This window comes from Salipiger bermudensis (genome assembly GCF_019801965.1).
In the GTDB taxonomy this organism is placed as follows: domain Bacteria; phylum Pseudomonadota; class Alphaproteobacteria; order Rhodobacterales; family Rhodobacteraceae; genus Salipiger; species Salipiger bermudensis_A.
Map to the genome: position 1 here is coordinate 348,031 of NZ_JAHVIA010000001.1, position 15,262 is coordinate 363,292.

The window sequence follows — 15,262 nt, forward strand, 5'->3', positions numbered from 1 at the left end:
GCTGGCCCGGTCACGGAGCTCCCCCCTGCCCCAAATCTTCTCTGGTTCAAAAAAACCTCGGGGGAGTCGCAGCTCCGCTGCGACGGGGGCAGAGCCCCCATCCCGCGCGGCCACGCAGTGCAGAAGACGCCCCTCGCACCGCACCTCCTCGCACGCCCCGGCACGCGATGACCGACCTCACGCCCGCAGCCCCGCGCCGCTCACCAGCCCTGCCTCGAGTGCCTTTCGCCGATCTTCGGGCAGGTCGTCGGGCCGCAACGCGAAGAGGTAGAGGCTGGTGAAATAGAGGCTCTTGGCCAGCACCGTCGCTGCCGAAATCGCCGCCGAGACAGTGAAGCTCAGCGCCAGCAGCCCCAGCGGCGGCAGCACGTTGACATCAACCTCGCCAAACCGTGCCAGGAACATCTCCGGTAGGCTGTCGGCAAAGACATAGCCCAGCGCGCCGCCCCCGAAGAGCCCGGTGACGACCCCGCCGGCGAACAGCGCCTGACCGACGCCCCCGGCAAGATCGATGCCGAGCACGCCCACCAGCGTTTCCGGCACATGGCCGCGCAGCTGTTTCAGCCGGGCGACAAGGGTCTTGAGGCCGGCATTCTCCACCACGATCGCCGAGATGCCGAAATTCGACACCAGGTCCCAGACCTCGGCCACCACGAAAACCAGCAGCGCCATGACAAAGCCTAAGATGCCGCCCTGCTCGACGCCACGCGCCCGCCGCACGAGGTAGGTGATCGCGCCGATGAAGAGCAGCGGCAGCAGGTTGCGCAGCAGCGTGACCGCGACCCGCGACCAGACCGGCCGGCCCTCGACCAGCGCATCGCGCGCCATCTGGCTCATCGCCGCCTGCAGCAGGGTCTGCACCACGATCTCCACCGGCAGATAGACCATGAAGACCAGCATCAGCGGAAACGCCCGCTCCCAGTCCTGTGTGACAAAGCCCATGTAGAGCAGCGCCAGCGACAGCAGGCCGCGCCCCGCCTTCAGCACGAAGAGGATCAGGAACGGCAGGAACACCTTCATGTCCGTTCCCAGCACCGAGAGCGCGGCGCGGATCATCCCCCCGATCCGGCCCGCCCGGGTCCCGAACAGGCGCAGCAATCTGCTCACGACCTCCATCTCGCGCTCCCTATTCCACCGTGAGGTCGCGCTGAGCGACGATGCGATCGCCATTGGCGTAGAAGAAGCGCAGCTCGTAGCGTCCGGGCGCCTCGGGGGCCGGCAGGCGCACCATCTGGCTCTCGGTATGCGCGTAGTGAACCAGGTGCGGCAGCGCGTCCCCGGCCTTGGCCACTGCGATGTAATCGGCCGGGTTGGGCGGAAAGCCTGTCCACAGAACCGCGATCTCGCCCCCGGCAGGGACCGTGTCGGGCGCGCTGAGCGTCAGCTCCGGGTCGCGCAGGGTGATCGGGCGGCGTGCCAGCACCTCCCATGGATCGGTGGTGGCGATGTAGACGATCTCGTAGGCGCCCGGCATTGACGGCATCTGCAACGGCTGAACCGTCTCGCCCACGGTCTCGAAATAGAAGCTGGTCGCGGGGAAGCCCTCGGCCAGCGGCGCGATGCCGATGAAATCACTCTCCGAGCCGCGCCCGGTCCATTGCACCGGCACCGTGCCGCCGGTGCGCGCGGCGTCGGGCGCGGAGAGCGTGGCGCCAACCGGGGTGACCTCGAGCGGCTCCCGCGCCAGCACCTCGCCGGTCAGGGCGCGAGTATAGATGACCTCGTAGCGCCCGGCGGTGATCGGCGCCGGCAGCGGCGCGGGGTTGCCATGCTCGATGCCGATCCGCGAGGCGAACTCCCCCGGCCCGTCGCCCGGTACCACGGCGCCGACCCAGTCACCCTCCTCGGCGGGCCCCTCCCACTGCACCGGCAGAGGATCGCCGGCCCGCGCGGTGGCCGGCAGCGACAGCGCCGCGCTGGCGGGCTCCCGGGCCGGCTCGGGCGCGGGCTGAGGCTCCGGCTCGGCAGGCGGCGCCACCGCGACCTCGGTCAGCGCCGCCGCCAGGCTCTCGGCATCCTCGGCGGCGCGGTAGCTGCCGCCGGTCAGCCGCGCCAGGCATTGCAGCTGCGCCCGGGTCTCGCGGTCGGCAATGGCGAAGCCGATGGCATGCAGGGTGAAGTCGACACCGCTCTCCTCGAGCGCCTGCCCCACCGCGCAAGGATCGAGATCGCAGGTCTCGGTGCCGTCGGAGACGAGGATCACCGTGGCCGCCTCCTCGGTATGGCGCAGCCCGTCCGCCGCCTGCAGAACCGCCGCGCTCAGCGGCGTCTTGCCCTTCGGAGACAACCCGTCCACTGCCTCGGCGATGGCCGCGAGGCTGCCTGGCGCCGGCGCAATGAGTTCCTCGATATCGCCGCAATCCCCTTTGCGGCGATGGCCGTAGACTGTCAGCCCGAGCGCCAGATCCTCGGGCAGCGCGCCCAGCAGCGTCTTGACCGCGCCCTGCGCGATGGTGATCTTGGCGACGCCGTCGATCTGGCCCCACATCGAGCCGGAGGCGTCGAGCACCAGCGTGGTGCGCGCGGGCTCGGCTGCGGCACAGGGCGCGAGCGACAGCAGAAGGGCCGCAACCCGGGACAGGGAGGCAACGGCGTTCATCTCAGTCTCCCACCCGGGTCCAGACCGCGGTCGTGACCCCAGAGCAATCGGTCGTCCCGAAGAGCGACGCCGCCTCCGGCGGCAGTACGACGTGCATTTCCGAACGGTGGGTTATCCGACCCGGGCTCTCGACCGTCAGCGTCCAGAGCAGCTCCGAGCGCCGACCGCCATGGCTCGGCGCCTGCGCGAAGACCTCCTCCATGGCGCTGGTCTGCCAGCGGTTCTCGCCCTGCGCCTGCCAATCGGTCGAGACCTCGCGGCTCATGCGCAGCTGCCCCGGGTGAAATGGCACCTCGAAGACCAGCGACTGAGCCTCGCGCGCCTCCACCGGCAGCGCCGCCATGTCGACGGGAAACCCGTCCCGGATCACCGCGGGGCAGCCCTCGAAGCTCAGCGGCCTGACCTCGAGCGACCACACCCCGCTCAGCGGCTGGATGCCGCCGCCGGGCGCCGCCTCCGATGTCTCGGCGATCTCGATCCCGAGCCCCCGGGGCGCGCAATGATCCGGCCCCACGTAGCGAAGCCGCCCGACCGCTTCCCCAAGCGCCACCCGCGCAGCGCCCAAGTCGTCTCGCCCGATCCAGTAGGCTTCGTCGCCGCGGATCAGGAGGGCATGATCCGAGCCCGGCGCCGCGCCGTGGGCGGCGTCGCGCGCCGCCAGCGCCTCCGCATCCGGAACCCGGAATTCGGCGCTGCCATCGGCGGCGATGGAAATGGTTGGCGGGGGGCACTCCTGCGCCGCGAGCAGGCCGGGCAGGAGGGCCGCTCCGATCAACACGTTGGCAATGGGCGTCTTCTGCACGGGCACTCCTGAAATCACACGTCACGCGGCAATGGTATTGACCTACCGCTTTCGTGCTTTCCGGACATGACCAGAATTGGTTATATGGTGCCGATTTTCTGCCCAGGACGATCTTACGGGAGGCAAGAGCATGACACCTGGCCCCTGCGCAAAGCCTGCCAATCGCCGCCGCGCATGGCGCCGGACGGCTTCCGCGCCGGCGGGCCATGGCTGAGCGGCCGCCCGACAGCGGCGCCCCGGGCGGGCAGAACGGCAGCGCCGAATGGTCCTCGCTGATCGGATCCCTCTACGAGGCCGCGGTCGATCCGACCGCCTTCACCCGGCTTCTCGATCTTGCCGAGAGCGGACTGTCGGACGACACGACCCGGCGCAGTTTCGAAGAGATCCGCAGCGAGTGCGAGCGCCACGTGAAGAAGGCCGAGGCGCTGCTCGCGGCGCTGCCCGGCACGCCGATGGCGCCCGAGATCCGGCCCGCCTTCACGGTCTCCGCCCGGGGCCGGATCGAGGATCCCAACAGCGTGGCCGTCGCGCTCTTCGCGCTCTCCGACGGCGACAGGCTCGCGCATCTCGCTCCCGAGCTGGATCTCGAGCTCGCCCGCTATCGCGCCGGCCGGAGCGCCCATGCGCCGGTGCTCCGGCTGCTGCGCCGCGATACCGGCAAGGCGGCACTTCTGGTCGCTGAGCGCCGTGGGCAAGACGGGGCGCTCCGCTTCACCGGCATGGACGCGGTCTGGCACCCGCGCGCCGGCGCCGCCGTGCAGGCGCTCTACGGGCTGACGCCCTCCGAGGCCGAGGTGCTCGGCCTGCTCGCCAGCGGTCACAGCCCGCAGGACGCGGCGGCGCGCCGGGGGCGCTCGGTCGAGACCATCCGCCAGCAGGTCCGAACGATGCTGTCCAAGACCGACGCCGCCGGCCTCGCCGAGCTGGCCCATGTCGGACGCGCCGTCGCCCTGTCGAGCGCCGGGCCGCCCGCCGCAGCGGCCGACGCCCCGCAGCGCGTCCTGCCCCTGGGCAACGGCCGGGTCATGCATGTGACCGAACAGGGCGCCCCCCACGGGCGGCCGGTGATCTACCTGCATGGCTGCCTCGGCGGCAATCGGCTGCCGGCGCCCGCCGACGCCGAGCTGCGGGCGCGCGGGCTGCGCTGGATCGCCCCGGCACGGCCCTGGCATGGCGAGAGCAGCGGCTTCGAGGCGCTGCTCCACGACCCGTCGGCCTATGCCGATGACCTCGCCACGCTGATCGCCGAGCTCGGCCTCAGCGACGTGACCCTCGTCGGCTACGATGCCGGCGCCGCGCTCGCCCTCTGCGCCGGCGCCGCACTGCAAGCGGGCTCCATCCGCGATATCCTCCTCGTCAGCGCCACGCCGCCAATGCGCGGGCTGCGCGATTTTGCCGCCGCGCCGCGCCAGCAGGCCTGCCTCGCGCTCGCTGCCCGCAGCTCGCTGCCGCTGCTGCGCTTCCTCTCCCTGGTCGGGGACCGCAAGCTGCGCGCCGAAGGCCGCGCGGCCTTCGCGGAGACGGTGTTTGGCGGCTCACCCGCCGATCTCGCCGCCTGCCGCGACGAGGCGTTGCTCGAGCTGCTCTGGACCGGGCATTTCTTCCACGTCGCCTCCGGCAATGACGGCTTCATCAACGATTGCCGCCTGATCGCCTCGGACTGGAGCCGCCACCTCCGCCCCCTGTCGGTGCCGCTTGGCCTGCTGCATGGCGCCGCCGACGCGATCGTGCCCCTGCCCTGGCTCAGGGCCTTTGCCCGGGAATGCGATGCGAATCTCCAGGTGGTCGAGGGTGCCGGCCACGCCCTGCCCTACAGCCACTGGACCGCCCTTCTCTCCCGCGTCTGCGCCGCCGCAGACTAGCCCCCGTCACCCACCCTGAGCGCCACCCAAGCAAAAGCGCGCCCCCAGTCTTCTCTGGTTCAGAAATACCTCGGGGGAGTCGCAGCTTCGCTGCGACGGGGGCAGCGCCCCCAAACCCGGCGCGCCGCCAGCCCCCTCAACACGAGGCCACCAACCTACAGCGAATCCTCGACCCGAAACCCTTCCGGGATCCCGTCCTGGCCCTGCAGCAGCAGCGCCGCCATCACCTCTGACACCTTCGGCGCCATCCCGAAGCCGATCTTGAAGCCACCATTGGCGATGAAATGCCCCTCCCGCCCGGGCCAAGCCCCCAGCATCGGCGCCCGGCTCCGCGCCCTCGGGCGCACCCCGGCCCAGCGCTCGACCACCTCGGCGCCGTGCAGCAGCGGCATCGCCGCGACGGCGCGCTCGACCAGCGCGTCGCATTGCGCGTCGCAGGAGGCGGGATCGTCGAACTCGCGCTCCGAGGTCGAGCCGATGGCCACCGTGCCGTCGTGATGCGGGACGATGTGGAGCCCGCCGGCAAAGACCTGCGGCGCCGCCCCGGCATCGAAGCGCAGAAGCGCCGACTGGCCCTTCACCCCCGCGCCCACACGCTTGTCCAGCGCCTCCGACAGCGCCAGCAGCCCCTGCCAGCCGCTGGCCCAGACCACCTGCCCGGCATCCTCCGCCTCGGCCACCACCTCGACGCCCATCGCGGCCAGCGCGGCCACCAGCGCGGCGCAGGCGCGGCGCGGCGACATGCGGGCGCTGAGCGTGTCGCGGATCAGCCAGCCCGTGGGCGTCAGCGGCGCGAAGGGGCCGGCCTCCTCCGCCCGGATCACCTCCCAGACCGCCGCCTCGCCCCAGAGCTCCCGCGCGGTCTGCTCGCGCCCGCGCGCCAGCGCCAGACCGGCCTCGTCGGCCACCGGCTGCAGCCGTCCGCTGCGGGCATAGTCGGGCGAGACGCCCCCCACCGCCTCGACCTCGGCCCAGGAGGTCTCAGCCATCAGCAGGCTCTCGAGCTGGAAGGCCTTCTTGGCGTTCCAGTTCTCCGGCACGTGCGGCGCCAGCGCGCCGACGATGCCGCCGCTCGATCCCGCCCCCGGCCCATAGGGGTCGATCACCTGCACCTTCGCCCCCGCCCGGGCGCAGGCCCAGGCGATCGAGAGGCCGAAGATCCCCGCCCCGCGCACTGTCACGTCGATGCTTGCCATTCGTCAGCCCTCCGGTCATGGTCGCGCCAGTTCTAGGACAGACCATCATGACGAACCAGCCCGACGCCCCTCTCTGGCGCGACGGCGAGGTACCGGTGTCGCCGCGCTTCGACGATCCGTATTTCTCGCTCGAAAACGGCCTTGCCGAGACCCGCCACACCTTCCTCACCGGCAATGACCTGCCCGACCGCTTCCGCGACGGGTTCCACGTCGCCGAGCTGGGCTTCGGCACCGGGCTCAACCTGCTCGCCACGCTGCAACTCTGGCGCGAGAGCAGCACGCCCGGCCAGCTCCGGTTCACCAGCTTCGAGGCCTTCCCGATGCTCGGAGACGACATGATCCGCGCCCAGACGGCCTTTCCCGAGCTGTCGACGATCGCCGAAGAGCTCGCGCCCTTCTGGCGCGAAGCTGCCCGCGAGATCGACCTGCCGGACCTGCGTTTCCGCATGGTCGAAGGCGACGCCCGCGCCACCCTGCCGGCATGGGACGGCGCAGCAGATGCGTGGTTTCTCGATGGCTTCTCGCCGGCCAAGAACCCTGAGCTCTGGGGCGAGGACCTGATGCGCGCGGTCGCCCGCCACACCGCGCCAGGCGGCACCATTGCCACCTATACCGCCGCCGGCCATGTGCGCCGCGCGCTCGAGGCGGCGGGGTTTGCAGTCGCCCGCGTGCCCGGATATGGGCGCAAGCGGCACATGACGCGCGCGGAGCTTTACTGATGGCGGAACAGAACACCAAATTCGGCATCTGGCTGATGGTCCTGACGACCTTCGTCTTTGCCCTGCAGGACGGCATCTCGCGGCACCTGTCGGACGCCTACAACGTCTACATGGTGGTGATGATTCGCTACTGGTTCTTCGCCGCCTTCGTGATGGCCATCGCCGGGCGGCAGGCGGGCGGGCTGAGATCCGCTGCCGCGACCACGCAGCCCTGGCTGCAGATCTTCCGCGGCGTGCTGCTTGTGGCCGAGATCTGGGTGATGATCACCGCATTCGTGCTGCTCGGCCTGACCGAAAGCCACGCTGTCTTCACGGCCTACCCGCTGCTGGTGGCGGCGCTGTCGGGGCCGATCCTCGGCGAGAAGGTCGGCTGGCGGCGCTGGTCGGCCATCGGCGTTGGCTTCATCGGGGTCATCATCATCCTGCAGCCTTCGGGCGGGGTTTTCTCGCCCCACGCCGCCGTGCCGCTGGTCGCCGCCCTGATGTTCGCACTCTACGGCCTGCTGACACGCTACGTGGCACGGCGCGACACCGCGGCGACCTCGTTCTTCTGGACCGGCGTTTCGGGCGCGGTGACGGCGACGCTGGTGGGGATGTGGTTCTGGGAGCCGATGTCGGCCCCCGACTGGGGCTGGATGGCGCTGCTCTGCATCACCGGCGCCAGCGGGCATTACACGCTGATCAAGTGCTACGAGGTGGCCGAGGCCTCGGCGGTGCAGCCCTTTGCCTACCTTCAGCTGGTCTTCGCTTCGGCCCTCGGCATGACGGTGTTCAACGAGACCCTGCGACCCAACGTGGCGATGGGCGCGGTGATCATCGTGGCGGCGGGGCTGTTCACGCTCTGGCGCGAGCGGGTGAAGCGCTGAGGCTCCGAGAGCTGACCCACAGCCTTGCGGACACCCAGAAACGAGGACCCTGACATTCGGCGGCTCGTTCGGACGCGATGAGCGCCGGGCGTGCCCAGTGCCCTCCCCGGCGCGGTCCCCGACAACCGCGCCTCTCCACCGGACAAAAGAAAAGCCCCGCGCGCTGCGCGGGGCTTCGTCCTGTCTGGAACAGGTCGATCGCGATCACATGCGCGAGGCGACGTTTTCCCAGTTCACCAGGTTGTCGAGGAAGTTGGCCAGGTAGGCCGGGCGCTTGTTGCGGAAGTCGATGTAGTAGGAGTGCTCCCACACGTCGCAGCCCAGCAGCGCGGTCTGGCCGAAGCACAGCGGGTTCACACCATTCTCGCTCTTGGTGATCTTCAGGCCGCCATCGGCGTCCTTGACCAGCCATGCCCACCCCGAGCCGAACTGGCCGGCGCCGGCTGCCGAGAAGTCTTCCTTGAACTTGTCGACCGAGCCGAAGCTCTCTTTCAGGGCCGCTTCCAGCTCCGACGGCATGGCGTTGTCGCCGGCGCCCATCATTTCCCAGAACTGGGTGTGGTTCCAGTGCTGCGAAGCGTTGTTGAACAGGCCCGACTGCGCCACGGCGCCAGCTTCATAGGTGCCTTTCACGATCTCTTCCAGCGACTTGTCCGCCCACTCGGTGCCGTCGATCAGCTTGTTCAGCGTGGTGACGTAGGTGTTGTGGTGGATGTCGTGGTGGTACTCCAGCGTCTCCTTGGACATGCCCTTGGAGGCAAGCGCGTCGTGTGCGTAGGGGAGATCGGGAAGTTCGAAAGCCATGGTGTTACCCTCTTGGTCCGAGTGAATTTGTATACCATTCCTAGACCCACGTTCAGCGAGGTCAAGGAGTGTCAGGGTTTAAACGTGCGATGACGCTCCATGTTCCGAAATCGCTCACGCCTCGTGGTAGCTCACCTCGCCGCCGGGCTCCGCCGCGAGCGACAAGACCTGGAAGGCATACTCGCCCACCGAGCGGAACACGAACACTTGAGCCTCGGTGTCGCTTTGCAGCCAATAGCCCGCCGCCACCTGCGCCAGCCGCGAGCGCCGCACCATACCCGGGGTGAAGGCATCCGGTGACATGTCTGCGGGCGTCACCTTGGCGAGCACGTCGCGCAGATGCGGGCCGCTCAGGCGGAACTGGGCGCGGGCGTCGGAGACATCGGTGATGGCGATAAACCAGCCTTCAAACGTGCTGCCCAGCCGCTCGAGCATCTCCGGCACCTGCTCATAGGGCAGCAGCAGCAGAAGCTCGTCGCGCGCCATCCAGAGCAGCGCCCGGTCGCCCTCGCGGGTCGCGCCAAGCGGCTCGGGAAGCTCGAGGCCCAGCAGCGCGCCGAGCTTGGTGCGGTAATCGTCGGAGAGCTCGCAGCGTAGGGAGATCTGGCCCTGCGGCGGCAGCGCCTCGACCGAGATCAGCCCGTCGGAGCGGGCATCTGCCATCGGTGCCATCACATCAGACATCCTGTTTCTCCCCTTTCGGATCAAAGAACACCGGGCTGACGATCTTCGCCTCGACGGTGGTGAGTTCGTCGCGGGTCTCGTCCTGCGCCTCGGCGGTGAAGGAGATCACCTCGCCCATGCGGTCGGGGCCGTGAATGACCAGCCCCATGGCGATGCCCTTGCCGAGCGTCGGCGAATAGTAGGTCGAGGTCACGCGGCCCTGGGTGTTGCGCTGGCCGTTGGCGTTCTTGCCCGGCGCGATGGCATAGGCGCCATCCGGCAGCACCGAGCCGTCGAGGGTCTCGAGCCCGACGAGCTGCCAGCGGTCTCCGCGCGCCATGTCGGGGCGCTGTTGCGCGCGCTTGCCGAGGAAGTCCTCCTTTTTCTTGGAGATCGCCCAGTGCAGGCCAAGATCCTGCGGGATCACCGTGCCGTCGCTCTCGTCGCCGATCATGATGAAGCCCTTCTCGGCCCGCATCACGTGCAGCGCCTCGGTACCGTAAGGCGTGATGTTCCACTCCGCCCCGGCGTCGAGCAGCTTGCCCCAGAAGGCGCGGCCGCGATTGGCCGGCACCGCGATCTCGTAGGAAAGTTCGCCCGAGAAGGAGATGCGGTAGACCCGCGCCGGCGTGTCGGCCAGCGTACCCTCGGCCCAGGTCATGAACGGCAGCGCCTCCTTCGAGACATCCATGCCGCCGAGCTTTTCCAGAAGCTTGCGGGCATTGGGGCCGACCACGGCGATCTGGGCGTATTGCTCGGTGAGGTTGGCGGTGTAGACCTTCCAGTCCCACCACTCGCATTGCAGCCAGTCTTCCATGTGGGCATGGACGTGATCGGCGCCGCCAGAGGTGGTGTGGCAGAGCCAGCTGTCCTCGGAGAGCCGCACCACGACGCCGTCATCCATCAGGAAGCCGTTCTCGTTGCACATCAGCCCATAGCGGCATTTGCCCACCGGCAGGGTCGACATCATGTTGGTGTACATCATGTCGAGGAAGCGGCCGGCATCCGGGCCCTTGACGAGGATCTTGCCCAGCGTCGAGGCGTCGAGCAGGCCGAGGCTCTCGCGGGTGGCGGTGATCTCGCGGTTGACCGCGGCGCGGCGGCTCTCACCCGGACGCGGGTAGCAATAGGGCCGACGCCACTGGCCGACGATCTCCCACGCCGCATTGCTGGCCTCGTGCCAGTCCTGCATCGGGGTGCGGCGCAGCGGCTGGAACACCGCATCACGCGCCTCGCCGGCGATGGCGCCGAAGCTGATCGGCGTGTAGGGCGGGCGGAAGGTGGTGGTTCCGGTCTGCGGGATCGGCGCACCCAGCGCATCGGACAGGATCGCCAGACCGTTGATGTTGCTGAGCTTGCCCTGATCGGTGGCCATGCCGAGCGTGGTGTAGCGCTTGGCGTGCTCGACGCTCTCGTAGCCCTCGCGCGCGGCGAGCTGGATGTCGGAGACCTTCACGTCGTTCTGGTAATCGAGGAAGGCCTTCATGCGCAGATCGGCGCGGGCGCCCTGCGGCATCAGCCAAACCGGCAGCAGCGGGGCCTCCTCGGTGGTCTCGGCACGCGGCACCGGGCTTTCCTCGAAGCCACGGCCCAGCGCCTCGACGGCGGCCTTGCCGGCGCCATCGGCGCAGGCCAGCGCCTCCTGCAGTCCGAGATGACCATTGGCGGAGCCCGCCGCGATGAGGAAAGGCTTGCCATCGGCGCCGGTGGGAGCGCGGGAGGGATCGGGGCGGAAGAAGGCGCCATCGGCGTCCCAGGTCAGCTTGCCGCCGCAATGGGACCAGAGATGCACCACCGGCGACCAGCCGCCGGACATCGCCACCGCGTCGCAGGCGATCTCCTCGAGCATCGAGCCGCCGCCGGCCTGGTCGCAGATCGCGACGCCTGTGACCCGCGCGCCGCCCAGCACCTTGGAGATGCCGCGCGCCGGCTCGACCCGGATGCCGAGATCGCGGGCCTCCTGCATCAGCGCGCCACCGCCCATCGGGCGGGCGTCGAGGATCGCCGGCACGTCGAGGCCGCTCTTCTTGAGCAGGATCGCGGTGCGGTAGGCATCGTCATTGTTGGTCACCACCACGGTGCGGTCGCCGGGGGCGACGCCGTAATTGACCACGTAATCGCGCATGGCAGAGGCCAGCATCACGCCGGGCACATCATTGCCGGCGAAGCTGAGCGGGCGCTCGATGGCGCCGGTGGCGGTGACGACCTGCCGGGCGCGGATGCGCCACAGCCGATGCCGCGGGCCCGGCGCGCCGGGCTTGTGATCGGTGAGCCGCTCGTAGCCGAGCACATAGCCGTGATCGTAGACGCCTGCGCCCATGCAGCGCAGCCGCAGGCGGACATTGTCCATCGCCTCGAGCTCGGCCACGGTTTCGGCGACCCAGGCCTCGGGCTCGCGCCCGTCGATCCGCCCGCCATCGACCGGAGTGCGGCCGCCCCAATGGGCGGTTTCCTCGATCAGCAGCACCTGCGCCCCGGCGCGCGCGGCGTTGCGCGCCGCCTGCAGACCGGCGATGCCGCCGCCGACGACCAGCACCTCGGTATGGACATGGAAATGCTCGTAACGGTCGGCGTCGCGCACCTCCGGGTGCGGCGCCTTGCCGAGACCGGCGGAGCGCCGGATCACCGGCTCGTAGAGATGCTTCCAGAACGCCCGCGGCCAGAGGAAGGTCTTGTAGTAGAAGCCGGCCGGCAGGAAGCGGGCGAGCTTGGCGTTGATCTCGCCGACATCGAAGGCGAGGCTCGGCCAATGGTTCTGGCTCTCGGCCACCAGCCCGTCGAAGAGCTCGGTGGTGGTGGCGCGCTGGTCAGGCTCGAAGCGCGCGCCCTGGCCGAGGCCCACCAGCGCGTTGGGTTCCTCGGCGCCGGAGGCGACGATGCCGCGCGGGCGGTGATACTTGAAGCTCCGGCCCACCAGAAGCTGATCGCCGGCGAGCAGGGCCGAGGCCAGCGTGTCGCCCTGGAAGCCGGTGAAGCGGCGGCCGTTGAAGGTAAAGCCGATCTGTTTGCCGCGATCGGTGAAGCGGCCGCCCGTGGCGAGACGCGTGCTCATGCCCAAGCTCCCGAGAGGTTGCGAGCGGGGGCGGGGGCTGTCTGCCCCCTCGCGCGCCGGGGCGCGCTCCCCCCGAGGATATTTTCGGCCAGAAGAAGCATCAGTGCGCCCCGGTCCAGCCGGGGTGGCGGGCGGTGATGCGGTCGACGATCTCCTGCGGCGGCGCGTGGGTCTGGGCGGCGTAGGTGCCGTAGACCTCCTGGGTGACGCTGTCGCGCGCAGCGAGGAACCACTTGCCGCAGCCATAGGCGTGGCGCCAGCGTTCCAGCACCACGCCGCGCGGGTTGTCGCGGGTGAAGAGATAGGTCTCGAGCGCGGCGTCGGAGCTGCCGGGACCCTCCCGCTTCAGATGCGCCTCGCCGCCGGGCGCGAGCTCGATCTCGGCGGCATCGATGCCGCAGCAGGGGCAATGGAGGATCAGCATGGCAGGGTTCCTTGTGCGGCGACGCCGGACGACAGCGGCACCCTGGCCCCTGCCCTAGCGGTCGTCGAGATTTTCCAGCGCGTTGGCGGCGTTGTCGAGCACCGAGGCGCCGCCTTCGGTCGGCACCGGGACGCGGACCCCGATGCCCGTCGATCCGGTCGAACCGGGTGCGAGCAGCGTGTAGAGCAGGACGGCAAGCACCACCGCGAGCACGGTGGCGAAGAGCACGGGCGCGAGGCGGCGGCCCGGGGCGCGCCGCGGGGCGGGATGTTCGGACATGCGGGCGCTCCTTTCGGCGGGCTGTCTGCCAGATCAACGCCCGGGCAGCAGGCGGCGTTCCGTCTCGCTGGCGCCGCATCTTCCGCCCATTCCCGCGGCAACTGCGCAAAAGGAAGGCAAACGCGCGGAATTCGCTGCTGGCACAGAGCGATCCGGGCCCCGATCACATTGTTTTCCCGGTGCACGCCTAGATTGGTCCTACGGCAACAAGAACGGGCAAACCCATGAGCAGGCTGACCACTCTCACACTCACGAGCCATCGCGGCCGGGATTACCCGGTCGAGCTGTTTTCTCCCGACACCGCGTTCACCCAAACCGGCGCGGTCTATCTCTACCTGAAGCTTCCCGAGGGACGCTCGCGGCAGGTGCAGGTGTTCTATGTCGGCGAGACCGAGGCGCTGGAGGCGCAGCTTGCAGAAGACCGCCGTCCCGGCGGGGCGTGGGAGCGCGCCGAGGCGCTCGGCTTCGACGCCATCGGCGGGCTGGCACTGGCGCGCCCCGAGGACCGGGCGATGATCGCCGCCGAGTTCATCCACAGCTGGCACCCGCCCTGCAATGACGGCCACGGTGCGCTGGCCGGGCTCGCGGGCCTCGCGGCGCCGGCGCCGTTCCGCATGAAGCGGGCGATGGTCGGCAAGTGAACCGCCGCTGAGAGGATCGCGCGGGGCGGTCAATGCGCCACCCCCGCCGCCACGCTCTCGTCGATGAAGCGTCCCTCGCGGAAGCGCTCGAGGCCGAAGGCCTCGGTCAGTGGCGAGTGTCCCTTGGCCATCAGCTCGGCAAAGCCCCAGCCCGAGCCCGGGATCGCCTTGAACCCGCCGGTGCCCCAGCCGCAATTGATGAAACAGCCCTCGAGCGGCGTCTTCGACAGGATCGGCGAGCGGTCGCCGGTGACGTCGACGATGCCGGCCCATTGCCGCAGCATCTTCAGCCGCGAGATCATCGGGAAGGTCTCGACCAGCGCCCGCACGGTCTCTTCGATATGCTGGAAACTGCCGCGCTGGGTGTAGTTGATGTAGCCGTCGGTGCCGCCGCCGATCACCATCTCGCCCTTGTCGGACTGGCTCATGTAGCCGTGCACCGTGTTGGCCATGACGACCACGTCCATGCAGGGCTTGATCGGCTCGCTGACCAGCGCCTGCAGCGCCACGCTCTCCAGCGGCAGCCGGAAGCCCGCCATCTCCGCCAGGACGCCGGAGTGCCCCGCCACCACGATGCCGAGCTTGTTGCAGGAGATCTCGCCCAGCGTGGTCCCGACCCCGGTGACCTTGCCGCCGGTCTGTTGCACGGAAGTGACCTCGCAGCCCTGCAGGATGTCCATGCCCATGTCGGAGCAGGCCCGGGCATAGCCCCAGGCCACCGCATCGTGGCGCGCGGTGCCGGCGCGGGCCTGCCAGAGCGCGCCCAGCACCGGGTAGCGGGGCCCGTCGATATTCATGATCGGGCACAGCCGTTTGACCTCGCGCGGCGAGATCATCTCGGTGTCGATGCCCTGCAGCCGGTTGGCATGCGCGGTGCGCTGGTAGCCGCGCAGCTCGTGCTCGGTCTGGGCCAGCATCATCACCCCGCGGGGCGAGAACATGACGTTGTAGTTGAGATCCTGGCTCAGCCCCTCGTAGAGCGAGCGCGCCTTCTCGTAGAGCGCGGCCGAGGGATCCTGCAGGTAGTTGGAGCGGATGATGGTGGTGTTGCGCCCGGTATTGCCGCCGCCCAGCCAGCCCTTCTCGAGGATGGCGATGTTGCGGATGCCGAAATTCTTGCCGAGGTAATAGGCCGTTGCCAGCCCGTGCCCGCCGGCGCCCACGATGATGACGTCATAATGGGTCTTGGGTTTCGGCTTGCCCCAGGCCCGGCCCCAGCCGGTGTGGTAGCGGGCCGCCTCTCGGGCGATGGCGAATGCGGAATAACGTTTCATCAATCCTCGAATCCGGGGCGCGCGGAGGCCCTTCGGGGACAAGATCAGCACGGGATATGCCCCGAGGGCAACCGCATCCAC

14 protein-coding genes are annotated in these 15,262 nt (G+C 69.6%); 4 read left to right on the top strand and 10 right to left on the bottom strand.

All coding sequences use genetic code 11. From position 1 onward, the window contains the following. Positions 1 to 177 precede the first annotated feature (177 nt). From KUV62_RS01710 to KUV62_RS01720, 3 genes are read right to left on the bottom strand one after another with little or no spacing between them, the layout of a single operon-like run. Complete coding sequence (locus KUV62_RS01710) at positions 178 to 1,116, bottom strand: hypothetical protein (protein WP_222601946.1); 939 nt, start codon at positions 1,114 to 1,116, stop codon at positions 178 to 180. Between the two features lie 10 nt (positions 1,117 to 1,126). After that, positions 1,127 to 2,599, bottom strand: coding sequence for a vWA domain-containing protein (locus KUV62_RS01715; RefSeq protein ID WP_222601947.1), 1,473 nt, complete (start codon positions 2,597 to 2,599; stop codon positions 1,127 to 1,129). 1 nt (position 2,600) lies between these two features. Beyond that, the gene (locus tag KUV62_RS01720; protein ID WP_315901556.1) at positions 2,601 to 3,401 is read right to left on the bottom strand and encodes a hypothetical protein; all 801 of its coding nucleotides are present in this window, start codon (positions 3,399 to 3,401) and stop codon (positions 2,601 to 2,603) included. Positions 3,402 to 3,607: 206 nt separating this feature from the next. Here KUV62_RS01720 and KUV62_RS01725 point away from each other — a divergent pair, with 206 nt between their 5' ends. After that, positions 3,608 to 5,263, top strand: coding sequence for an alpha/beta fold hydrolase (locus KUV62_RS01725; protein ID WP_222601948.1), 1,656 nt, complete (start codon positions 3,608 to 3,610; stop codon positions 5,261 to 5,263). Positions 5,264 to 5,418: 155 nt separating this feature from the next. Here KUV62_RS01725 and KUV62_RS01730 read toward each other — a convergent pair whose 3' ends face one another. After that, complete coding sequence (locus KUV62_RS01730) at positions 5,419 to 6,459, bottom strand: NAD(P)/FAD-dependent oxidoreductase (protein ID WP_222601949.1); 1,041 nt, start codon at positions 6,457 to 6,459, stop codon at positions 5,419 to 5,421. Between the two features lie 47 nt (positions 6,460 to 6,506). On the opposite strand from KUV62_RS01730, the gene mnmD reads away from it, so the two are divergent. Both mnmD and KUV62_RS01740 read left to right on the top strand, forming a co-directional pair. Next, on the top strand, positions 6,507 to 7,178 hold the full coding sequence (mnmD, locus tag KUV62_RS01735) for a tRNA (5-methylaminomethyl-2-thiouridine)(34)-methyltransferase MnmD (protein ID WP_222601950.1): 672 nt from the start codon (positions 6,507 to 6,509) through the stop codon (positions 7,176 to 7,178). Beyond that, positions 7,178 to 8,044, top strand: coding sequence for a DMT family transporter (locus KUV62_RS01740; RefSeq protein ID WP_222601951.1), 867 nt, complete (start codon positions 7,178 to 7,180; stop codon positions 8,042 to 8,044). Before mnmD ends, KUV62_RS01740 begins: the two co-directional genes overlap by 1 nt. Positions 8,045 to 8,248: 204 nt before the next feature. Here the strand turns inward: KUV62_RS01740 and KUV62_RS01745 are convergent, their stop codons facing one another. From KUV62_RS01745 to KUV62_RS01765, 5 genes are all read right to left on the bottom strand, one after another. Next, entirely contained in the window at positions 8,249 to 8,848 is a 600-nt protein-coding gene (locus KUV62_RS01745) for a superoxide dismutase (protein ID WP_222601952.1), read from the bottom strand. Positions 8,849 to 8,962: 114 nt separating this feature from the next. Further along, the gene (locus KUV62_RS01750; RefSeq protein ID WP_261395177.1) at positions 8,963 to 9,520 is read right to left on the bottom strand and encodes a sarcosine oxidase subunit gamma; all 558 of its coding nucleotides are present in this window, start codon (positions 9,518 to 9,520) and stop codon (positions 8,963 to 8,965) included. 4 nt (positions 9,521 to 9,524) lie between these two features. Next, on the bottom strand, positions 9,525 to 12,563 hold the full coding sequence (locus tag KUV62_RS01755; RefSeq protein ID WP_222601954.1) for a sarcosine oxidase subunit alpha family protein: 3,039 nt from the start codon (positions 12,561 to 12,563) through the stop codon (positions 9,525 to 9,527). A gap of 100 nt (positions 12,564 to 12,663) precedes the next feature. Then, positions 12,664 to 12,987, bottom strand: coding sequence for a sarcosine oxidase subunit delta (locus KUV62_RS01760; RefSeq protein ID WP_222601955.1), 324 nt, complete (start codon positions 12,985 to 12,987; stop codon positions 12,664 to 12,666). Between the two features lie 54 nt (positions 12,988 to 13,041). Beyond that, a complete protein-coding gene (locus KUV62_RS01765; RefSeq protein WP_222601956.1) occupies positions 13,042 to 13,266 on the bottom strand; it encodes a hypothetical protein in 225 nt (74 codons plus the stop codon). A 224-nt stretch (positions 13,267 to 13,490) separates the two neighbouring features. Here KUV62_RS01765 and KUV62_RS01770 point away from each other — a divergent pair, with 224 nt between their 5' ends. Then, positions 13,491 to 13,907 (top strand): hypothetical protein, encoded by a 417-nt coding sequence (locus KUV62_RS01770; protein ID WP_222601957.1) that lies wholly within the window; start codon positions 13,491 to 13,493, stop codon positions 13,905 to 13,907. Positions 13,908 to 13,936: 29 nt separating this feature from the next. On the opposite strand, the gene KUV62_RS01775 is transcribed toward KUV62_RS01770, so the two are convergent. Then, positions 13,937 to 15,181, bottom strand: coding sequence for a sarcosine oxidase subunit beta family protein (locus KUV62_RS01775; protein WP_222601958.1), 1,245 nt, complete (start codon positions 15,179 to 15,181; stop codon positions 13,937 to 13,939). Positions 15,182 to 15,262 lie beyond the last annotated feature (81 nt).